General features: G+C 49.9%; 14 protein-coding genes. 9 read left to right on the forward strand and 5 right to left on the reverse strand.

Translation table 11 applies throughout. The features are described from left to right. Positions 1-128: 128 nt before the first annotated feature. A complete protein-coding gene (locus ACQ4M4_RS20755) occupies positions 129-950 on the reverse strand; it encodes a hypothetical protein (RefSeq protein WP_430686372.1) in 822 nt (273 codons plus the stop codon). Positions 951-1,109: 159 nt separating this feature from the next. Here ACQ4M4_RS20755 and ACQ4M4_RS20760 point away from each other — a divergent pair, with 159 nt between their 5' ends. Then, positions 1,110-1,433: a hypothetical protein gene (locus tag ACQ4M4_RS20760; protein WP_430686373.1), complete on the forward strand. Its 324-nt coding sequence runs from the start codon at positions 1,110-1,112 to the stop codon at positions 1,431-1,433. 46 nt (positions 1,434-1,479) lie between these two features. On the opposite strand, the gene ACQ4M4_RS20765 is transcribed toward ACQ4M4_RS20760, so the two are convergent. Continuing rightward, positions 1,480-2,982 carry a DEAD/DEAH box helicase family protein gene (locus ACQ4M4_RS20765; RefSeq protein ID WP_430686374.1) on the reverse strand — a complete coding sequence of 501 codons (1,503 nt, stop codon included), beginning with the start codon at positions 2,980-2,982 and terminating at the stop codon, positions 1,480-1,482. Between the two features lie 327 nt (positions 2,983-3,309). Between ACQ4M4_RS20765 and tpiA the strand changes: the two genes are divergently transcribed. Continuing rightward, positions 3,310-4,035, forward strand: a complete 726-nt coding sequence (gene tpiA / locus ACQ4M4_RS20770; protein WP_430686375.1) for a triose-phosphate isomerase — start codon at positions 3,310-3,312, stop codon at positions 4,033-4,035. A gap of 359 nt (positions 4,036-4,394) precedes the next feature. On the opposite strand, the gene ACQ4M4_RS20775 is transcribed toward tpiA, so the two are convergent. Then, positions 4,395-5,192 (reverse strand): DUF928 domain-containing protein, encoded by a 798-nt coding sequence (locus tag ACQ4M4_RS20775; RefSeq protein WP_430686376.1) that lies wholly within the window; start codon positions 5,190-5,192, stop codon positions 4,395-4,397. Positions 5,193-5,466: 274 nt separating this feature from the next. On the opposite strand from ACQ4M4_RS20775, the gene ACQ4M4_RS20780 reads away from it, so the two are divergent. The 7 genes from ACQ4M4_RS20780 to ACQ4M4_RS20810 all read left to right on the forward strand — a co-directional run bounded on the left by ACQ4M4_RS20780 (position 5,467) and on the right by ACQ4M4_RS20810 (position 14,135). Then, positions 5,467-6,990 (forward strand): CHASE2 domain-containing protein, encoded by a 1,524-nt coding sequence (locus tag ACQ4M4_RS20780; RefSeq protein ID WP_430686377.1) that lies wholly within the window; start codon positions 5,467-5,469, stop codon positions 6,988-6,990. A 259-nt stretch (positions 6,991-7,249) separates the two neighbouring features. Beyond that, positions 7,250-7,510 (forward strand): MoaD/ThiS family protein, encoded by a 261-nt coding sequence (locus ACQ4M4_RS20785; protein WP_430686378.1) that lies wholly within the window; start codon positions 7,250-7,252, stop codon positions 7,508-7,510. A gap of 742 nt (positions 7,511-8,252) precedes the next feature. Next, complete coding sequence (locus ACQ4M4_RS20790; protein ID WP_430686379.1) at positions 8,253-8,435, forward strand: CsbD family protein; 183 nt, start codon at positions 8,253-8,255, stop codon at positions 8,433-8,435. Positions 8,436-8,933: 498 nt separating this feature from the next. Continuing rightward, a complete protein-coding gene (locus ACQ4M4_RS20795) occupies positions 8,934-9,971 on the forward strand; it encodes a hemerythrin domain-containing protein (RefSeq protein ID WP_430686380.1) in 1,038 nt (345 codons plus the stop codon). A gap of 369 nt (positions 9,972-10,340) precedes the next feature. Beyond that, positions 10,341-10,721 (forward strand): hypothetical protein, encoded by a 381-nt coding sequence (locus tag ACQ4M4_RS20800; protein WP_430686381.1) that lies wholly within the window; start codon positions 10,341-10,343, stop codon positions 10,719-10,721. A gap of 65 nt (positions 10,722-10,786) precedes the next feature. Next, on the forward strand, positions 10,787-11,647 hold the full coding sequence (locus ACQ4M4_RS20805; protein ID WP_430686382.1) for an SDR family oxidoreductase: 861 nt from the start codon (positions 10,787-10,789) through the stop codon (positions 11,645-11,647). Between the two features lie 520 nt (positions 11,648-12,167). Beyond that, complete coding sequence (locus tag ACQ4M4_RS20810) at positions 12,168-14,135, forward strand: alpha-amylase family glycosyl hydrolase (RefSeq protein WP_430686383.1); 1,968 nt, start codon at positions 12,168-12,170, stop codon at positions 14,133-14,135. A 29-nt stretch (positions 14,136-14,164) separates the two neighbouring features. Here the strand turns inward: ACQ4M4_RS20810 and cbiE are convergent, their stop codons facing one another. Together cbiE and ACQ4M4_RS20820 are read right to left on the reverse strand one after the other, a co-directional pair. Then, on the reverse strand, positions 14,165-15,367 hold the full coding sequence (gene cbiE, locus ACQ4M4_RS20815; protein WP_430686384.1) for a precorrin-6y C5,15-methyltransferase (decarboxylating) subunit CbiE: 1,203 nt from the start codon (positions 15,365-15,367) through the stop codon (positions 14,165-14,167). A 199-nt stretch (positions 15,368-15,566) separates the two neighbouring features. Then, entirely contained in the window at positions 15,567-20,654 is a 5,088-nt protein-coding gene (locus ACQ4M4_RS20820) for a PAS domain S-box protein (RefSeq protein ID WP_430686385.1), read from the reverse strand. Between the last annotated feature and the right edge of the window lie 927 nt (positions 20,655-21,581).

Raw genomic sequence — 21,581 nt, forward strand, 5'->3', positions numbered from 1 at the left:
TTTCGTAACGTCAGTTTCGGTTAAGGGCTTTTATCAGGTTTGCGCGGCGCGCAAACCTGATAAAAGCCCATTTTTGTGTGCGTGATGCGCACGCAAAAATGGGCACTTCAGCTTATTCAAAACTCAGGTTATTTAATTTCAATTTCCAGTCGGTATGTAGCATTGCCGCGAGTGCCACCAACCCGAATTTGATACTCACCAGTTTGAGGCAACACAACGCTGGTCTCGGTCGCTTCATATTCCAGAAACAGGCCATCGGGAGCCATCAACTCCAGCGCAGCGTTATCTTCTAGCGAGGTTAGGGTTAGGGTCATAAGCTGGTTGGCTTGGGCACTGAGCAAATAGACATCACGCTCTCCACGAATGACCGAACCTTCTACGGTTGTTCCCGTTGTTCCTGGATCAAACTCCACAGAGTAGACATGCACCGTGGGGTCATCGACAACATCCATCCCCATATCGGCCTCGGTCAGCAAATCGGCACAGTCCACTTGGGTGTATACTTCGCGGCCAGTATCGAGGGTGGATTCGGTTAAAGTCCAGGTTTCAGACGAGTTTTGAACATCTTCTTCAATTTCGGTGATGAGCTGCAGCTCAAGTTGGTTGTCATCGACCACTTGTCCGTCAAACTGTTGGCGGTAGGAGGTGTAGTAGCTGTTCTCATCGTCTTGAATGACCGCAGAACCGCCGCCCAAAACGCTACCATCGGCTTCTAGCATGAACCGAAGTTGGCCCGTTAAGGTATCCGTTTCTATTTGGAAGCAATACTCACCGGGCGATCGCCCTGCGGCGGCAATTTCAGGGGTTGTGTCGGCTGATTCGGTACCCGAATTGGGAGAAGGAGAGGCGCTCACATTTCCTGGAGTATTCGCCGAAGAACACGCCGCTAGTAGCAGGAGCGAGCAGCCGCCTACCAATTGCCGAATTGCCGAGCCAGAAAATAAAACCATCGGAACCTCTAAAAAATTGCTTGTATGGGCTATGGCACGGGGGGAAATGCCAGCAGGGGCGATCGCAAGATCAAACACCAGTTGCTCGATCTCCAAACTAATCGTGCCCACAAACAACTACCGCCACATCGAGCCACTTTCCGAATGTGTTGAAACTTTATGCATCTTTTGCAATATTCATCAGCTCAACTGCTGCGATCGCTGGTTTATCATGTGTGCGATCTGGTTATCTATGTAAAGTGCATGAGTTCTCAATACGACGTTTCTTCCGTATACAGTGTCTTCAACAACCTGCTTCAAGATCTTGAAGGCTTCGTTGACCCAAATCAGCTTGAAATCGTTTTCGACACCAAAAAACAAGCATTTCTATGCGGTCCTGGCTTTCGAGAACAGCTCACGGCTAATCCCACTCTCGCTCGTGAAATTCGCAAGGAAATGCGCGATATTTTGGCGAAACACTTAGGCAGACATGTTACCGGATGAGCGATCGCTCCTAGGATTTGCGCTGCGTCTTGTTTGTGCTTTATCACTACCACTCATCATCATCGTCGTCCGTAGTGCCATAGCGAGCATCGGGCTCTGCGGCCTTGCGCGTTGGCGTGAGAAAAATTTCGTAGGGCGAGGCGGGCGGCACCAGTTCCAGCTGAGTCGAAGACCGCGACGGCTTGGATTGAGTATGACGACGACGAGATACCCCTTCTTCTGTGGTTTCCTCGGCCACAACCTCATACAAAATCGCCTGTTTGCCACCCGAGCCTTTGCGCAACACCCGCCCCAACCGCTGAATGTATTCTCTGCTGGAGCCCGTCCCCGACAAAATGATGGCAATGCGCGCATCTGGCACATCGACTCCCTCATTCAACACATGCGATACCACCAGCGTTTGGTACGCACCCTCCCGAAATTTTTGCAAAATCTCGTGTCGTTCTTTCACCGGAGTTTGGTGAGTGATGGCCGGAATGAGGAAGTCTTGCGAGATGCGGTAAACGGTGGCGTTATCGTTGGTAAACACGATAGTGCGCTCAGGATAATGCTGAGTCAACAGATCTGCCAAGACTCTTAACTTGCCCTCTGTTCCCAATGCGATCGCCCGGGCTTCGCGATGGGCCAACATGGCTCGCCGCCCTGCCTGCGATTGGGCACTGGCCATCACAAACTGCTGCCACCCTTGAATGCTGCCCAAACGGATTTTGCGCTGTTCCAAAAATTGGTTGCGCGTGCGAATCAGGGATTCGTAGCGATCGCGCTCCTCTTGCGATAGCTTGACACGAATAGGTACCAGCTCATGATGGGCCAGTGCATCGCCCGCCAAATCTGCCGCCGTGCGGTGATACACCACCCGCCCCAGCAGCAGATCCAAATCCACATGGCGGCCATCCGATCGATCGGGGGTAGCTGTAAGCCCCAACCGATAGGGCGCGATGGAATACTCCGCAATCACCCGCGTAAAATCGCTAGGCAAATGATGACACTCATCGCAAATTAGCAGCGCATAGCGATTGCCCAACGTTTCTGCATGAATCGCAGCACTATCATACGTGGCAACCAAAATGGACGTGCGATCGCGCGAGCCACCTCCCAACAACCCCACCTCCGCATCGGGAAACGCCGCCAGCAAATGGGCATACCACTGGTGCATCAAATCTAGAGTTGGCACCGTAATCAGTGTGCTGCGGGGCGTTGCTTGCATGGCCATTTGGGCCAAATATGTTTTGCCAGCCGCCGTGGGCAGCACCACAACGCCCTGCCGTCCTGCCGAAACCCAAGCATCCAACGCCTCTTGCTGATGGGGATATGGCTCGCGCTCTAGTTTGGCTGTTAATGCCAGCGCCTCAAACGCTTTGGCGCTGTCTTCAAACGCTGTGCCCTCTGCCTGTAGCGTTTCCACCAGCGCCCGGTATTGAATGGCAGGCACCCGAAACCGCTCAATCCGATCATCCCATGTGGCAAACTCCACCCACGATTTTCCCCTGGGTGGAGGGTGGAGAATTAGAGTGCCTCGATCAAACTTGAGCTTGGGCGTGCGTGGCATCGGCAGGAGCTAGAGAGGAAGTAGAGAAGGGATGAGGATTTAGGGGCTAGAGACCAGTAGAAAAGAACAGGAGTGGTTCTGCTTCCTTAAAGATACACAGAACCTTTGTTCTATGCGACTGTTTTTAATTGGAGGAGATGGCGGGCGATCGCCCTCATGGCAACGGGGAGAGCGCCGTCTTATGAGAGCCACGGCTGTTGGCTCAGGCAAAACAAAAATTCGCCAAACTTGCGTGTGTATCGCGAAAACTTGCCAGAAAGATCCGATTAGCCAGTAAACTGTAGGGTGCGGTTTTATTGTTAATCCATCCTTAAGAAAGAGTCTCCCGTGCGAAAGAAGGTTATTGCTGGAAACTGGAAGATGTACAAAACTCAGGCAGATGCACAGGAGTATCTGCAAGAGTTTTTGCCTCAGCTCGACGAAACACCCGAAGAGCGCGAGGTTATTTTGTGTGTTCCATTTACCGATTTGGCGGTGATGTCGCGCAATCTGCACGGCAGCCGGGTTCGGCTAGGAGCCCAAAACGTACATTGGGAAAGCGAAGGCGCTTTTACCGGAGAAGTTTCTGCACCGATGTTGGTGGAGTTGGGTGTGAGCTATGTGGTGATTGGGCACAGCGAGCGCCGTCAATACTTTGGTGAAACGGATGAAACGGTAAACCAGCGCCTAAAAGCAGCACAAGCGGCTGGCATGGTCCCCATTTTGTGTGTGGGCGAAACCAAACAACAGCGCGATAGCGGACAAACCGAAGATGTGATCCTCAAACAGTTGGCGATCGATCTGGAAGGGGTGGAACAGTCGCGATTGGTAATTGCTTATGAACCCATTTGGGCGATCGGTACAGGCGATACCTGCGAATCGAAGGAAGCAAACCGAGTGATTGGCATTATTCGGAATCAGCTTTCTAACTCGGATGTGCCAATTCAGTATGGTGGTTCTGTGAAGCCCGACAATATTGATGAAATTATGGCTCAGCCCGAAATTGACGGAGTTTTGGTGGGGGGCGCAAGCCTGGTGCCAAGCGGATTTGGGCGTATTGTCAATTACTCCTAGTTCGTTTGTAGGCCAATTATTAGGCGTGAGCATCACGCAGATGTTGCTAAAAAAAGCACCGCCTAGGCGGTGCTTTTTTTAGCTGAAGCCATGATGGTGTGATGATATTTTTTGAGATCCCCTGCGCAGGGGATCTCAAAAAAGTACTTGTCTGAATAGACTTAGAGGACATCTGAAAAGTACCTAAAGCTTCGTGTATTGCCCTCACCCCTTGTGTTCCTCTCTCCCAAATTTGGGAGAGGGGAAAGGGTTTGCGGCTCCCCTTCTCCTAAATTTGGGAGAAGGGGTTGGGGGATGAGGGCTATTTTTTGACTTCTCAGGTACCCGTTAAGCGATCTGGCGATCGCTTAACGGATGTTTTATTCAATTGTGGGAATAAAAATTGGTTGACCAATGATACGCTCCAGGTTGACCGATCGCAGCAAACTTGCCCAGTCAGCTCGAACCGCAGGATCCGTCGGATTATCTTGCAGGAGGGTGGCCTGAGAGGCCAGGGTATCTTGCCAAAGCCCTTCGGCAGCGTACAAAGCAGGGCGATCGCGCTGTTGGGTTTGATCCAGCCGGGTTGCAAAGTCTGGGCTAGCTTCTACCCGCTGTACCCAACCTTCTAGAAAAGTATTGCCTGAGCGATCGGACTGGTCGCACAAAATTTCCAGTGACCAGTTATACACCTCACCCACCTCAAGGGGCACCACTTCAGGCGGCACCTGCACGCTCACAATGCCGCCTGAAGTCGGCAGGTTGATCAGCAAATTTGCCAACACCTGGGACTGATCTTCATTAGTCAGCAAAAACTCAGCCACCGTAGCTGTAGTAGGCGGCACATAGGCAAAAAAGGTGGGACGCGGAGAAATGGTTGCTTCTACCGAGACTTGGTTGGCATCGTTGAGAGACATCCTCATGGGGGCCAAAGCTAACGGCGTATCGTTGGCGGATATGGCGCGATCGCACGAGTTGCCGCGAGCAATACCCCCAATGCGATTGCGCGAGGGACGAACATTGCGCACATTAAACCGTAACCGCTGGGAAACTCGCTGTGTGTGAGGGCGCGCTGCTGGAGATGCACTTTGCGCGATCGCTGGCATTCCTTCAGCCCACAAACCCAGCCCCAGCAAGAATCCCAACCCCAAGTACAGTTTTTTCATTTTGCGAAGCATGACAATTTAATTTGCTACCATTCCGAACATGTTAAGTTGCTGCTTTGAGCAATCTAGCCCAGTCATCTCTCTAAGCTAACAACCATCCCAGCCGATCCGTCAGGTCAACCAAATACACCTTTTAATAACTACACAAAAATTTCGATGAATACAGGCAAGCTTCAAAAAACGTGAACGGCTGCAATGCATCTCCAAGCAATTAGGCTTGTCCTCTGGGTGGTCTTCAAGTTATACAACAGCCCGATTCCCATCGCTATTGCAGAGTGAAATCTTTATGGTTCATCGCATTACAGAGTCGATCCGCAAACTAACAGCCAACCCAAACCAGCTTCGTACTGCGATTGGCACACTCATCGGCACCACTGTGTTAACAGGGTTTGCTGTAACCGGGCTGATTGCCATTGTCCGTCAGCTTGGAGGGCTACAAGGAGCCGAACTTGCTGCCTACGATACCCTCGTACGCCTGCGCCCCGACGAAGGAACTGATGAGCGTATTTTGGTAGTTGGCATTGATGAGTTTGATATTCAGGCTCGTCAGGAATTTCCAATTCACGATGGTACGCTAGCTGAGTTGCTACAACGGCTACAGGCTTACGAGCCTCGCGCCATCGGGGTTGATATTGCCCGCGATATTCCCCAAGGGGAAGGGCGAGAAGCGATGACCCAACAGTTTGCATCGAGCGATCGCATCATTAGCAGTTGTGTTCTCAGCTCTGCTACCAGTCCGGGGTTGCCACCTGCCCCAGGAGCCACTATAGACCAGATTGCCTTTGCCGACCTTCCCCAAGACTCCGGCAACATTATTCGGCGCAGCATTTTGGTTTCGACCCCGATTGAAACATCGGCTCCCTTACCCAATACCCATGTGTGCAACGAGGTTGATCCTGAAAATCAGCTACCTTCACTGGCTTTTGTGCTGGGGTTGATTTATTTAAGCGATGAGGGTGTCACCCTGAGCGAAACCCCCGAGGGAGAGTTGCAGCTTGGCGAAGCGGTTTTGCATCGGTTACCCATGCAAACAGCAGGGTACCACTACACTGGAGCTGATGATTATCAGATTTTGCTCAACTATCGCACCGCAGCGGAGCCGTTCCGCACGGTTAATTTATCCGCTGTGTTGTCGGGCCAAGTCGATGAATCCTGGGTGCGCGATCGCATCGTACTCATTGGTTACGAATCCGACATTGCCAAAGATCGATTTGTCACGCCTTTAAGCGGCAGCGGCAGTGGTCGCGCCATCACCATTCCTGGGGTTACGATTCATGCCCATAGCGTTAGCAATCTGATAAGTGCAGCATTGGGTGAGCGATCGCTCCTTTGGTACTGGCCGCGCCCGATCGAAGGACTATGGATGTTGGGATGGGCCTTGGTTGGTGGTGCGGTTGCCTATGGAACTCGGCGGTTGTGGCACTTTGTCGTGCTAGAGGGATTGGTGGCGATCGCCCTACTCGGCAGCTGCTATGTTTTGCTTGTGCAAGGGGGATGGGTGCCCCTAGTGCCTGCGGCGATCGGTCTGGTGCTGACAGGTGTTAGCGTAGCATTGCTCGACCGCGCAACCCAAGAAGGCTACACCCAAGCAATTTACGAACAGGTGCGCGACCAAGTCAAAAAAGTGGTTGCCCCACCCAGTATCGAAATCGATGAAAACAAACGCGCCCAGCAAGTTGCCGAAATTACCGAAAGCAGCTATTTTCAAGATTTGAAGGCGCGAGCCAAAGCCATTCGCGAACAGCGACAAAGCCAGCTTAACCAAGCAGCCACAGATACCTCTAGTTCGCCCAACCCGCCCTCAACTTAATAAGCAACGTCAGTTCTGAATGAGCTGAAGCACTGATTTTTGCGTACGCGACGCGTACGCAAAAATCAGTGCTTCTCTGAGAGTTGCACAGCATGTAACCCTCAAAGGTGCTCTTAATCAAAAGAGGCGTGACGTTAAGCACCTACACGGTGAGTTGGGTGCTGGTCTAGACCTGTGGACGGTTGTTGCAAAAGGGGAGCGGCATCATTTACAACAACCATTCACAAATATGAAACCTAACCCAATGTGAGTGCCATTCATGAGTGAGCCTGAGATTACCATCACACTCAAGCTGTTTGCTGCGTATCAAGAAGCTTGCAAAACCGCAGAGCTAGAGTTATCGCTGCCTGCAGGCAGTACCGTTGCAACCGTACGCGATCGCCTCATTGCAGACCATCCCGAACTCGAACAATGGCGCGATCTAACCCGGTTTGGCATCAACTACAATTTCGCCGAGCCTGATTCTGTATTGCAGCATGGGGACGAAGTCGTGCTCATTCCACCCGTGAGCGGCGGTTAGGGCTTCCAGTCACCTGATGGCCTTAGAATGCGCTACTCCATCCGTATGAATAGTGCCAGCTTAGACTTGTGACTGGCGCTAGCTGGTGCTGTTCTCACCATGTTAAGTAATCAGCCATAATTAAATATAAAACCCTGTACCGACCGCTGTGCGGTCGGTACAGGGTTTTATATTTAATGGTGTCGAGGTCTTAGTTGTTGTGGAAAAGGGACGGAGCATCTTTTTCACAACAAACGGATGTGAAACCCAATCTGCCAGCTTAGGCATACCAAAACTCAACTGCTCTTCAAGCCACCCATCGCTATCTAGACTCGTAGTACTACAGGCAGAGTAAAACTACCCAAGCAGCCTCAAAAACTTGAAACCAAAAATCAGTCTGTATGCTTGAAACGAGCTCAACTATTGCTAATCGAAATCATTTCTAAAAATGAAATCTAAAAGATACCGAAAGACATCTAAATATAGTAGGTAACGTCAAACACCTGCCTTGTCCAGCACCAGCCATCAATCCATCCACCATAAGTTAACGAATCATAAGCGAGCCGGATATTAAACATCAAGCGACAGCGAGTATGAAGCTGAATGAAGACTTCAACAATGAATAAAAGTTGGGGCGCTAATTCATTATTGATGTGAATTGTCCATCTGATGATAGATGAGATCCCGCTTTATTCTTGTTAAGTTAGTGAATGTAAGAGCAATGTTTGCGGCTTGCAAATTTCAAAAATGTTTGAGGTGAATTATGAGTATTGATGATCGCATGAAAGCTACTGGTAAAAATATCGAAGGGAAAGTCCAGGAAGCTGCTGGTAAGGTAAAAGGCGATCCCAAAGATGAAGCAGAAGGAAAAGCCAAACAAGGCGAAGCCAAGGTGCGTCATTCAGTCGAAAACGTGAAGGACGACGTGAAGCGTGCCATCGACTAATTAAGCTTGTCGGGTGTTCTACCAACAATTAGCTAGAGGGCTTTAGCAATCGATTGGTCGATTCTATCTCTTCACTAGTTAAATGTTGCCGCCTTTGGCATGAGGAATCTATTTTCAGTTCATGTCTTTAGCTAAAAACTAAGCTTTGCAAAGGCTGGTGGGCGTTGAGATTTTGCTCTCAACGCCCACATTATTGGCATTTATTGCGCATTAGTAGCTTGTAAATCCTGCTAAACCCAGAATTTATTATCTGCTTTTCAAAGACAAATTCATTCGATACTTTAATTAATATTATCCATTAGAGAAATCGGTTTTTCTTTCATAGAAACTTGTTTAAGTAATAATGCTTATTAGTCTTATAAATCCATCAAAATTTAACCCTGTTTTAATCCTCATCAATATCCATCGAAAGGGCGATCAACTTCTTAGTTTAAGTTTCTAGACTGATAGGAAAGACTCAAAGATTTGTGAGTTTGTAGAGGAAGGAGAACACACCTCATGGTAGCAACCCTAAACGATACAAAACGCCAGGCGATCGCCGAAAAACTGGCTGATATGCGAGCCTTACAAAACTTGATCATTTCAAATGAAAAGCAGTTTCTCTCTGAAATGTCAGATGCTGAACTGCGCAAGCGGTTTGAATCGATGATCCAGGATGATGAAAAGAACCTGGGCGTTCTTGAAACCGTGATTACCCAATACGGCATCCAGAGCCAGCCCAGTTCTGCTGTGCACGAGATGGTTCAAAAAGCTCAAGGCATGATGAAAGGCAGTGAATTGAGCCTTTACAAAAAGGTGACTCAGCATGAGTTAATCAAGCATGGCCAAGTAATGTCAGGCTTGATCGTGCACAAAGCAGCTCAAATCGTTGGTGCCGATATTGAAGCTGCGATTACCCCACTGAACACAGTGAACTTTGAAAACCGAGCTCACCAAGAGCAGCTCAAAGGTATTTTGGAGATTCTTGGAACTCGTGAACTCACAGGTCAAGACCCTGACCAAGGCGTGTGGGCTCGCGTGCAAGACGCAGTTGCCGCCCTTTCTGGCGTATTTGGTAGCGCGGTTACCCAATCGTCTGACAAATCGGATATGAACATTCAGGATGTTATCCGAATGGATCATGCCAAGGCAAAAACTCTCATGTCGGAGATTGAGGGTTCTAATGATGCCTCCAAGATGCAAGAATTTTTTGGCCAGCTGTATAAAGATCTGCTGGTACACTCCGAAGCAGAAGAGCAAGTGGTGTATCCTGCCATTCGTGGCTTCTATGGCGAGGCCAACACGCAAGAACTGTTTGATGAGCAAGCTCAACTGAAGAATGTGCTGAACCAAATGCTTTCGTTGAGCCCTACTTCCACTGAGTTCAAGCGCTTTCTGGAGCAGGTGAAGCAAATGGTGAATGAGCATACTAGCGAGGAAGAAAACGCGATGTTTGCTGCTATTCGCAACAACTGCTCGACCGAGCAACAGGAGAAGATGGCGACTCAGTTCAAGGAAGCCAAGAAACAGCTGCAAACGCAAATGGCTCAAAAGTAATGCTTGAAGCCGTGAGCAATGGATTTTAGCAACCTGCGCTCAAGCTCTGCGTTAATCATGCACTTGCTGTAATGCTGTTTGTGACTGAAGAATTGGGTGTGGTAGTGGATGTCACTATTACACCCAATTTTGTTGAGTTCGTCACTAAAACATTAACTCTAAAATCCCAACTCTACGACCCTAACTTTATAATTCAGCTCTTGAGGAAATGACATATGGAGCCGAGAGAGCGTGATGATGATACCTACCCTAAGGTTATAGTTCTGTTGATTTTTACAAGAATACTTCTGTCCATTGAACGATGGAAGATGGTGGCTATTTTTTTAACATTGTGAATGACATCGTAAAGATAAATGGGGATTAAAAACCATGGATAACGAATTGGATAAAGCTCTAGAAAATAATGTTGAACAACCAGGCGATCGCACCAATCAACCGATGACCGCCCAGGAAGTAGATCCCGAACAGAAGCGGGCTCATCGTGCTGAGATCAAAGAACGGGGAAGCGAATTAACCATTAACCCTGGCGATCGCATCAACCCTAACGCAACCCTTGAAGAAAAAGCACAACAAGTTGCCGTAGATGCACCCGACATCACTGGAGACCACATCACCGTACCAACCTACTTCATGGTGCAAGAGCCCGACGGTGAAGAAAAAGCTCTCCATCATGTGAAAGATGCGGAAGAGATCTCTGACGTGATCCGACAGGCCCGTGTAGATGAAGATGGCAACCGAACTTGGTCGTAGGTTTTAAGCATTCACGCCTCCTTTCCCTTTCACACCCCACGCTTCACAGCACATAAGAGGTCACCATGACTCAAACTCAAAACTTACAGCCACCGCAGGAGCAAGAACGCCGCCCTGGCTTGGAATCGGAAATGACTCCAAAACCTGAGTTTCAATCTCCAGAGTATCGAGCCAGCGGCAAGCTAACAGGTAAAGTGGCTTTGATTACAGGTGGAGATAGCGGCATTGGGCGATCTGTGGCCGTTCTCTTTGCCAAAGAGGGTGCAGACGTTGCAATCTCCTACTTGGATGAACATGGCGATGCTGAAGAAACGAAGCGTCTGGTCGAAGCCGAAGGTCAACGGTGCGTCAGTATGCCGGGTGATATTGGCGATGAGTCATTTTGCAAATCGCTTGTAGAGCAAACGGTTCAAAAATTGGGCAAACTCGACATCTTGGTGAACAACGCTGCCGAGCAACATCCCCAAGAGAGCGTGGAAGAAATCACGGCTGAGCAACTGGAGCGGACCTTCCGTACCAATATTTTCAGCATGTTTTACTTGACCAAGGCCGCTATGCCCCACCTCAAAGAAGGGAGCAATATTATCAATACTACGTCGGTAACGGCCTATCAGGGAAATAAACAACTGCTGGACTACTCTGCGACGAAAGGTGCCATTGTGGCCTTTACGCGATCGCTCTCCCAAGCCCTCGTGGATAAAGGGATTCGGGTCAATGGTGTAGCACCCGGCCCCATTTGGACACCGCTCATTCCGTCAACCTTCTCTGAAGAGAAAGTTGCTAGCTTTGGGGCTCAAGTTCCCATGCAGCGGGCCGGACAGCCAGAGGAAGTTGCAACCTGCTATGTCTTTCTGGCCTCCCAGGATGCATCATATATCTCAGGTCAAATCCTGCATCCCAACGGGGGCAAGGTTGTCAACGGTTAAGCTGCCCTCATCCGCAACTAGACTCTTTTCAAGGCGCTTTTGTGCAATTAGGTTGTGCAGAGGCGCTCTGATGTTGCTTCGTGTTTAGCTTTGGATGAATATGTGGGCGATCGCGCAGGCCCAATCCCAATTTTTATCATCAACCTTCTTGCATGAACTTGCATGAATCGGTTTTAGAACGCATGAAGGGTTGTGCGTTACGGTTACCAATCATTTACACAAAAGTTTTATTCAATCGTAGTGAACCGTTTTAAGAAAAAGTTCTCCATCTTTATCTTGTTCAAATCATGGGAGATATCCGTCTAAAGATAGATGATGGTGTAAATCAGGAGTCGTTTGCCTTTTCATTTCATAGTTCGCAGCGATGTTTATCAGCAATTTTCGAGCCATTTTGCCGAAAAATCACCAATTTGGCTATTTTGTCTTTTCAAGTAAGAAAACTACCTGAGTATAATTGTCATTTTTAATTATTTGTAGTGGAATAGTCATGACCCTTCCGTGTCTTCTGTAGGAACCTGTCATGGCAGAGCCTTCCAATTCCAAAAAGCTTGAGTCTGTTGCTCCACATACCGATACCGATATTGCGGTTGCCGGGGGTGGTGTTGCGATTCAATCCACAGCTCAAACTGATGAAAGCCTTGGGCAAAACGAAGATTTTGAGTTTCTATTTACTCGCGATATTGAATTTCGCCAAGAAACAATTTATTTCATCGTGGTCGATCGCTTTCATGATGGCGATCCTGACAATAACCAAGGCCCAAATGCCGAGCTGTATGACCCTAGCCGAACCGACTGGTGGAAATATTGGGGGGGCGATATTCAAGGCGTTATCGATAAACTAGACTACCTCAAAGATTTGGGTGTAACTGCCGTTTGGCTTACTCCTTTATTTGAACAGGTTGAGCGGCTAGTATTTGAAAAATATGCTGCCATCCATGGCTATTGGACCAAAGATTTCAAGCGTATTAATCCCCGCTACATTGCCAATGACGATAACCCATCCCTATTTCAAACGGGAGAGACCGTATTCGATCGCTTGATTTCGGAATTGCACAAACGCGGCATGAAAATCATCATCGATATTGTGTGCAACCATAGCAGTCCCGATGCAGGCGGCATCAAAGGCCGACTATATGACGATGGCAAACTCATTGCCGACTTTAACGACGATGTAGAGTATTGGTACCACCACTATGGCGATGTGGTGAATTGGGAAGATGAGTGGCAAGTGCAAAACTGTGAGCTCGCCGGATTAGCCACCTTCAATGAAAACAATATCGCTTACCGAAACTACATTAAATCTGCAATTAAGCTATGGCTCGATCGCGGTGTAGATGCTTTGCGGGTTGATACCGTGAAGCATATGCCTATTTGGTTTTGGCAAGAATTTAACGGTGACATTCAAACCCATAAACCTGATGTTTTCATCTTTGGGGAATGGATTTATAGCAATCCCGATGATGGGCCGTCGGTCGATTTTGCCAACAATTCGGGTATGACCATTTTGGACTTTGGGCTGTGTATGGCCATCCGGCAAGGATTGGCGCTGGGCGGCGGGTTTGAAATGGTGCAAGACATTTTGGACAAAGATTATTGCTATGACGGTGCTACCGAGTTAGTCACCTTTATCGACAACCACGATATGCACCGATTCCAGAGCTTGAATCCCGATCCCGACATTTTGCGGCTGGCGGTGGCTTTGTTGATGACGACTCGCGGAATTCCCTGCTTGTTCTACGGGACCGAGCAGTACTTGTACGACAACACAAATGCCGATGATAATCCCTACGGCAATAACGACCCGCACAACCGTCCGATGATGACCCGATGGGATACCGATTCACCGATTTACCGAGTCGTGCGGAGTCTGTCGGGGCTACGACGGTTGAATCCGGCGATTTCGCTGGGAAGTCAGTGGCCCAAAATTGTTACGTCGGAGGTGTATAGCTATGTGCGCCGATATCGTGATTTCCGCTGTTTTGTGATCATCAACCGCAGTGAGGAAACAATTAAGCTTGAGGAGGTCGACACGGAACTACCCGATCGCGAACACACCTGTGTGCTGACACGGCGTAAGTTTGAGGTGATGGATGGCAAGATCTACAACCTGGAGTTGGAACCGAAAGATGCGGTGGTCATTAGCCATATGGGCGATCGCGTTCAAGGGCAAACGATTGTGCGGGCGCAGTTGAATGGCTTGGCCACGCAACCGGGTGAAGCGGTGGTGGTAATTGGTGATTGCCCTGAATTAGGCGAGTGGGATATTCACAAGGCGTACCCGCTGGAGTACATCAACTCCAACACCTGGTTTGGCGAAATTCCCTTTAATGAAAGTGCTGGCAAGGTGATTGCCTACAAGTATGCCGTTGTTTATCGGGATGAAAACGGCAACGTGACCCGTTTGCCTGCACGCGAAAACTTGGTTTGTCGGCGTTGGCTGTTGGCGCAAGAGGGCGTGGTGAAGTGGCGCGACCGCTGGGCACCGTAGGCAAGCGATCGCCATCTACGGATTGGGCATTACGACTTGTGAGCGACCCACTGGGTCACCGGAACCAACGGTTTCCAACCGAGAAAAGAGCCGATGGCTTCGGCCCGCTGAATGGCAATGCGAGAGAGGGTTCCGCCCACTTGCGCGTGCCATTCGGCAAGCACCTGTTCGCCCTGCACCGTGACCACATTTGCTACCATGCGACCCCCTGTGGGCAAAGCCTCCCAGCAAGCCGCAACCAAACCCGGCGTGGTAATACCACCGCCAATGAAAATGGCATGGGGTTGGGGCAAATCGGCCAGGGCTGCGGGGGCTTCTCCCAGGCAAATTTGCAGCGTTGGGGTTCCCAGGGCGATCGCATTGTCGGCAATGTAGTGAGTTCGGGCTTTTTCAATGGCGATCGCGCTGCACCGGGGGTGGCTACGCATCCACTCAATGGCAATCGAGCCGCAGCCCGCACCAACATCCCACAGCCGTTCTCCCGGTTGGGGAGCCAGAGCCGACAGTGTTATGGCCCGGACTTCGCGCTTGGTGAGTTGGCCGTCGTGGTGGTAGGCCAAATCGGACAATCCAGGCACCCGCGATCGCGCTATCGTTCCAGTTTCCGCCTTGCATTCAATGGCGATCGCATTCAAATCTGCAAGATTCGTCTCCTGCCAAGTGGCAGCCGTTCCAGCAATTTGGCGCTCATGGGGACCGCCCACCCGCTCTAGTACCGTAATGGCACTAGGGCCAAACCCCTGCTGCGTGAGCAGAAGGGCAACCTGTCCAGGGGTATGCCGATCCTCACTGAGGATGACCAGTTTGGCCGCAGCATACATATAGGCATTTACCAGCGCCAGCGGACGGTTGCACAGGCTGAGGGTTTCTACCTCTGTAATGGACCAGCCCATGCGAGCACACACCCAGCTAAAGGTCGATGGGGCAGGAATGATCAGCATTTCTGCAGCTGGAATTTTGCGGATGAGGGTAACCCCAACGCCGTAGCACATGGGATCGCCACTGGCGAGCACGCACACCGCTTTGCCCCGCAGTTGCATAATCGCATCTACAGAAGCGGCAATGGGAGATGACCACAACAGGCGATCGCGCCCATCGTCTGGCAGCATGGCCAAGTGTCGGGCTCCACCCACGACTACCTCCGCTTGCTCAAGCAGTGATCGCGCCACCGGAGCAAGACCCGGCACACCATCTTCACCAATTCCAATCACCGACAACCATTTCGCGACCATGCAGTGCGATACACCAAAACATCACCGTATTTTAGCCAAGCACAAATCGCACCCTGCAGAAAGACTGGAGCCAGCTTGGCTGTGATGTCGATGGTTCCAGCCGCGCTAACCAGCTTCCTAAGATACTCTCAGAAAAGCCCATTTTTGCGTGCGCAACGTGCAGGCAAAAATAGGCACTTCAGCTTATCCATAACTCACGTTAAGACAGAGGCGGAAACTCCAGCACAAAGCTGGTTTGGTTATGGCTGCTCTCTACCCTAATGCTTGCCCCCAAATATTCCACCAACTTTTTTACCAGAGCCAGCCCTAAGCCGGTACCGCCATGACGCCATGGATCGGTGTTGGGAATGCGATAGAACTTATCAAAAATGCGATCGCACTCTGATGCTGGAATCATCACTCCGGTGTTCTGTATCCGTAGTTGGATTATGGTATTTTGTGTGGCTGAAGAGTATGCGAGCGCATGACCGATCGTATGACTAGTCTCATACCCAGCATTACATGAACCTGAATCAGTGAATAAGCGCTGTGCAGAAATACGAATCCGTTCTCCAGATGGCGTGTACTTACAGGCATTATTCAATAGCTCTGTAAGTATACGTTCGATGTAGATCAAATCTGTATTGAGAACCAAATCTTCTGGAATATCAATTTCAAGCTGCTGCTCTTGTGTTAACATTCGTTCATAAAAAGCATCGGCAATGTGGGAAATCCATGGTAGAAGACAGATCTCTGTGAGCAGAATTGGTTCTGTTTGAGAATCCAACCGTGCTAGTTCTAGTAAGTTATTAATCAGGTTAATTTCTCGTTGGCATTCATCATGCAAAATTTGGAAATAATGTTCTAGTTGACTTGACTCAGCATCATTCAACATATGCTGCTGTTTTAATGTCAGTTGAATCAACTGAATTGTCATTTCAATACTGGAAATGGGTGTACGCAACTCATGGGAAACGGTATTTAAGAAATCATCCTTAAGCTGATTGAGGCGTTCCAGTTCCAAGACTTGATTCTGTGCGGCGCAATACAAGCGAGATTGTCGGAGTGCGATCGCACATTGGTTTGCCACCTGCGCGACCAACTTCACCTCCATCTCATCAAACACGCGATCGCAAGACTTAAACAGCCACAAATCACCCAAAATGCCCTGATCATCCACAATAGGGCAAGCCAATACCGTGAGATGGTTTCCCTCAAACCGGAGGGTAACAGGATGAACATTGCAAAACTGACAAATTTCTCCCTGAAACAGCGTAGGATAAATATCAGCACAGGCCGTCTCTGCCATGACAAAAGAGTGACCCTGCATTGAGGGAACCAAAGTTGTGTATTCATAGGCAATAGTCGATACTGTCAGGTCGTCATTGTAGAGACCCGTATCGCAGCAATCCACCTCCAACCCCTGAGCCAACTCGCGCACCACCGTTCGCACAATAGTCTTCTCATCCAAACTGTCGCGCACCTGATCGGTAATGCGTTTCAGCAAGGCTTCAAAGGCCAGCGATTGTTCTAACTCGGCAGTTCGTTCGCGCACTTGCAGCTCTAGATTGGTGTTAAGATGCTGCACCTGTCGGTATAGCTCCGACTGCTCGATCGCCATAGTAACCTGGCTCGATAATTGCCTTAACAGCGAAATTTCTTCAGGCTGCCAAACGCGAGGTTCCTGACAGTGCTGGGCTACTAAAAATCCCCACAAATGTTGTTGCTGCAACAGGGGCAAAATTAGGGTGGCACGCACCTGCATGCGCTCTAAAAAAGCCACATAACACTCGGATAAATTGGCCGTGTAAATATCTGCTGTGTTTTGGATATAGCCCTGCAAAAATGGTTCTAAAACAGCAGGCTGCGTTAGCTCAGCATCATACAGCGTTTGCCCTAGCAAAGATTGATATGCCGTATGAACGGCCTCTGCAATGACAATACCGCTCATATCAGAATTAAACTGATAAACCAGCACGCGATCGCACTGCAAGTATTGGCGCACCTCGGCCACGGTCGTGTCCAAAATTTCTTGTAAGTTGAGCGATTGCCGAATCTGAGCCGTCATGCTCGATCGCAATCGTTCCTGTGCCGCTTGTTGCCTCAACCGTTCCTCAGCTTGCTTTTGGCTTGAAATATCCGAAATGGTGCCGATCATGCGCAGGGGCCGGCCTTCCGCATCCCACGCCATTACCTTGCCGCGATCCAAAATCCACTTGTACGAACCGTCGCGGCAACGCACCTGATAAGACGCCTGATATAACGGGGCTCGTCCTTCCAAGTGAGCGGCGATCGCCGCCCAACAGTCACTCACCGCTTCAGGAGGATAGATGCATGACTCCCAAACCTGCAGGGTATTGTTCGTCATTTCATCCACGTCATAGCCCAGCAGCGCTTTCCACTGCGGCGAATAGTATGCCTCGTTGGTGTCAATTTTCCAATCCCATACGCCATCGCCTGCTCCCTCCAGCGCAAACTGCCAGCGGGCATCACTCTCCCATAGGGCCGCTTCAACCTCCTTACGCTGCGTAACGTCAATTAAATAGCCGTGCCACAGCGTTCCGCCATCGGGCTCTGGCTGTACACTGGCGTGGCCTTCAATCCAATGGGTGTGTCCGTTGGGTAAGCACACCCGATACTCGCAGCGCCACGGTGACAGGGTTTCGGCTGATTGCGCAATCGACTGCTGCAGCAAGTCCAAATCATCGGGGTGAACAAAGCGATACATCTGGCTGCCGTCATGATGTAAGTCTTCGGGTGTAAGGCCATGAAGCTCCTGAATGCCATGGCTGACATAGGGAAAATAGTCACGCCCATCGGCAAAGCGTCGATATTGCAAAATCGCTCCAGGAATTTGACGAGAGATTTGCTCCAGGCGATATTCTGCTTCGACCTGAGCGCTCACATCCGTCATGACTCCCACCAGTTCAACTAATTCCCCGGCATCATCGCGAATGCCCACCAGCCGATCTTCAAACCAGGCCCAACTGCCATCGGCTTTTTGAAAGCGATAGCGAAAGCTGAGATAGTTGGGAGCACCAGCATTGCGCCATTGCTGAAACCGTTCAACAAATTGCGAAAAATCATGCGGTAGAACGCAGCTAGTAAACCAATTGGCATCGGAAAGAGCCCTCTCAACTGAGTAACCCGTAATCGCGGTTAAGTTATCGCTGAGGTAAACGGCAGGAGTAAACTGCTCGGGTGAGAGGGCATAAATAATGGCTGGGCTAGACGCAAGAATCACCTGAAGGTGGTTTCGCGTATTCAGCAAATCTTGCTCGATGTGTTTGCGTTCGGTGATGTCCCAGTTCACTCCAATCAGGCGTTCGGGCTGGCCATCGGCATCATGCAACACAATGCCATGCCCCTCGATATAACGAATATCACCATTGGGCCAGAGGATGCGAAAGTCCGTGTGTAGTCGGTCTCCTGTGGCGATCGCCCGTTGCACCCGTTCCGAAACCATGTCGCGATCGTCTGGATGCACACATTGATGCCAGAGATCGCCCGTAATAGCACCTGAGAGCGATTGAACGTTGTATAGCTCGTACATGTGGAGATCCCAAAATAGGGAGCCATCCCGCAAGTCGAGATCCCAAATGCCAATTTTGGCGGCATTGGTAGCCAGGGCTAAGCGCTGGCTGAGCTGACGCTGTGCCGCCATAGCCAAATCTCGCTCTTGCTCGGCCTTGTGTCGTTCGGTAATGTCTTCGCAGACACTGGCCACGTAGCGAATTGTGCCGTCATCGTGCCGCACCAAAGATACGGTGAGCCGCGCCCATACGATTGTTTGTTGCTTGGTGATGTAGCGCTTTTCAATGACATAGCTTGGAATTTCTCCATCCAGCAGTTGCTGCAAGTTCGTTGCATCGATCGCCACATCTTCGGGATGGGTGAAATCAGCAAAGTGCATTCCCACCAGCTCGTCTGCCGAGTATCCCAAAAAGCGACAATCAAACTCGTTGGCGAGAACTAAGCGACCTTCCAAATCGGCCAGAGCCACCCCAACCGATACATTGTTAAAAATTGAGCGAAATCGTTCTTCGCTATCGCGATAGGCCAACTCTATTTCTTTGCGGTGGGTGATATCGATGTAGGCGATCGCCACCCCGTAATCGGGCAAGGGAATGGGAGATGCGGTTACGCTAATCCAGACAATATTGTGATCGGAAACGTTGCAATCGGAAACGGCGCGATCGGGGTGAACGATGCCCATTTCCTCATCGCGAACCACTCGCTGTTCTGTCAGCGCCCTGACTCCGGCATACTCCTGCACGGGAACGGGCGTGCCATCGGGCCGAATGACGCGCCACTCAGCAGAGTCGTAAGAGCGGGTCGTATGTACCGTGTTTGAAATGCCCAAAATCTCTTCGGAAATGGGGTTCACTTCAACAATGTGACCCGCCGCATTAGTAATGGCTAAGCCAATGGGCAAATTGTCGAAAATGGTTTGATATTTGCGCTTACAGGCTTCTAAATCGAGGGAGAGTTGATGGCGCTCGCGCGTATCTTGACTGATGGCCTGAAACTCCACCACCTGCTGCTGCTCATCAAACAGGGCCTGCACATGCCAAACGCTGTGTTCCGTTGCCAGAGCGGTCAACAGACGATCCACGGTGAGGCTGGGTTGGGCTGGTGATAAGGCAAGGCATTGGTTGAGAAGATCTACAGTGCGATCGCGATCGCCCCCATCTTCCCAGTTCAGCAAATTGTGACCCACCACCTCCGATTGCCCCACGGCCTCACACCAGGCCCGATTGGCAAAGGTGAGCGTGCCATCAGGCAAAAATCGGCACATCGGTTCTGGATACTGATCCGCCAAAGCCTGATAACGCTGGTCACTCAGCGCTATCAGACTTTGAGGTTGCTCTACCCTGGAGCGCATAGCCAACCCCTCAGACTGCGGGCGGGGATTGAGCTCGCGCCACACCCAAACTCGCCAGCCAGCCATGGGGTGATGGACAACCGAACATTGCACCTCCTGCCGCTCTGCATTGGCACGATGTAGCGGCACGATCGCCCGTCCTCGATTGTGCTGCAACAGGGTTGCCCCATGGTGCTGCCACCATTTTGGCTCTATCCATGCCTGTAGAGGAGTTCCCAGCATATCGCGTTGGGTGGTGCCGCAGAAGTCGCAGGCTGCCGAGTTAACTGCAATGAACTGTCCCGCTTCGTTGGTAATGGCGATCGCATCCCATGACGCTTCCATCAAAGCTTGCACAAGTGGATCATTCAGTGGCGAGGGGGTTGACTGGCCCGGTTGAAATGCATCGCGGCAGCCACTCAGCCCAGAATCAGGAATAACCATAGAGTGACGATTGGAAGTGGATAGGCACGGAAAACAGGTTTGATTTACCACAATGGATTGTGATAAATCACAATTGCACCGAGATCAAGCCGGGGTAGTCATAGGCGATCGCAAATAATTTTTCCTTTAAACTAATATTCACCCCAAAATCAAAGATCCTAAACAGGGCAACACAATATTCAATTTTTCAACTCAGATTCTAGACTTCTTAAAGAATCCATGTATCCGATTCTCACAGAAGCCTGGGGTAGGCGATCGCCAATCCTGACAGGGCGACACCGGGTAGTTTGCACATCGTAGGGAGCTCGATTCAGTCCCTATCTACGAAACATTACGGAGGAACCTACGGATTTAGCAAAACCAGTTCACGAAATTTCAGTGAACTCAACTCAGAATCAAATATTGATGAATGCAAACTTGGTTTCTGCAATGCACCATGCCATCTTCGCGAGCATGCATCAAATAAAGAATAAGCAGTCGTTTCAATCAAGGTTTTGCAACAATTTTTTTTGCGCTAGTTGATTCATGCCAGCATGCTGATTTCTATCCAGAAAACTTTGTCCCCCAATGAGAGAACGATGAAGGATAAACCGATCATAACGTGATATTTTTTGTTTTTTGCTTTCACAGAAAAATGTTTTACAGAACAAAAATTACACCCCGTTTATACTGCTTATTCATAAAATAAGTCATCAGATAAGTAGTCTTTCACATTGCAAAATTTGGCTGAACTCTCTCAACCCGCTAAATTGATCAGGGCTTACGCAAGCCCACGAATATACTGTGTTGGTGGGCTTGCGTAACCGACATTCCGCAGGTTGCTCTGGGAATTAAAGGGAGTGGGGATAAGCTGAGGGAGACGAGTTAGGATCGCCCCCTTGCAGATCGAGAACTTGGACCACTTGGGACTGATTGCGGGTGTTATTG

Origin of the sequence: Leptolyngbya sp. AN02str (assembly GCF_050565595.1) — a bacterium.
Taxonomy (GTDB): domain Bacteria; phylum Cyanobacteriota; class Cyanobacteriia; order Elainellales; family Elainellaceae; genus Kaiparowitsia.

What these genes read in the sequence shown, in the direction of transcription:
- ACQ4M4_RS20755 (WP_430686372.1), bottom strand. Translation starts at nt 950, where the DNA reads ATGGTTTTATTTTCTGGCTCGGCAATTCGGCAATTGGTAGGCGGCTGC.
- ACQ4M4_RS20760 (WP_430686373.1), top strand. Translation starts at nt 1,110, where the DNA reads ATGCATCTTTTGCAATATTCATCAGCTCAACTGCTGCGATCGCTGGTT.
- ACQ4M4_RS20765 (WP_430686374.1), bottom strand. Translation starts at nt 2,982, where the DNA reads ATGCCACGCACGCCCAAGCTCAAGTTTGATCGAGGCACTCTAATTCTC.
- ACQ4M4_RS20775 (WP_430686376.1), bottom strand. Translation starts at nt 5,192, where the DNA reads ATGCTTCGCAAAATGAAAAAACTGTACTTGGGGTTGGGATTCTTGCTG.
- ACQ4M4_RS20780 (WP_430686377.1), top strand. Translation starts at nt 5,467, where the DNA reads ATGGTTCATCGCATTACAGAGTCGATCCGCAAACTAACAGCCAACCCA.
- ACQ4M4_RS20785 (WP_430686378.1), top strand. Translation starts at nt 7,250, where the DNA reads ATGAGTGAGCCTGAGATTACCATCACACTCAAGCTGTTTGCTGCGTAT.
- ACQ4M4_RS20790 (WP_430686379.1), top strand. Translation starts at nt 8,253, where the DNA reads ATGAGTATTGATGATCGCATGAAAGCTACTGGTAAAAATATCGAAGGG.
- ACQ4M4_RS20795 (WP_430686380.1), top strand. Translation starts at nt 8,934, where the DNA reads ATGGTAGCAACCCTAAACGATACAAAACGCCAGGCGATCGCCGAAAAA.
- ACQ4M4_RS20800 (WP_430686381.1), top strand. Translation starts at nt 10,341, where the DNA reads ATGGATAACGAATTGGATAAAGCTCTAGAAAATAATGTTGAACAACCA.
- ACQ4M4_RS20805 (WP_430686382.1), top strand. Translation starts at nt 10,787, where the DNA reads ATGACTCAAACTCAAAACTTACAGCCACCGCAGGAGCAAGAACGCCGC.
- ACQ4M4_RS20810 (WP_430686383.1), top strand. Translation starts at nt 12,168, where the DNA reads ATGGCAGAGCCTTCCAATTCCAAAAAGCTTGAGTCTGTTGCTCCACAT.
- cbiE (WP_430686384.1), bottom strand. Translation starts at nt 15,367, where the DNA reads ATGGTCGCGAAATGGTTGTCGGTGATTGGAATTGGTGAAGATGGTGTG.
- ACQ4M4_RS20820 (WP_430686385.1), bottom strand. Translation starts at nt 20,654, where the DNA reads ATGGTTATTCCTGATTCTGGGCTGAGTGGCTGCCGCGATGCATTTCAA.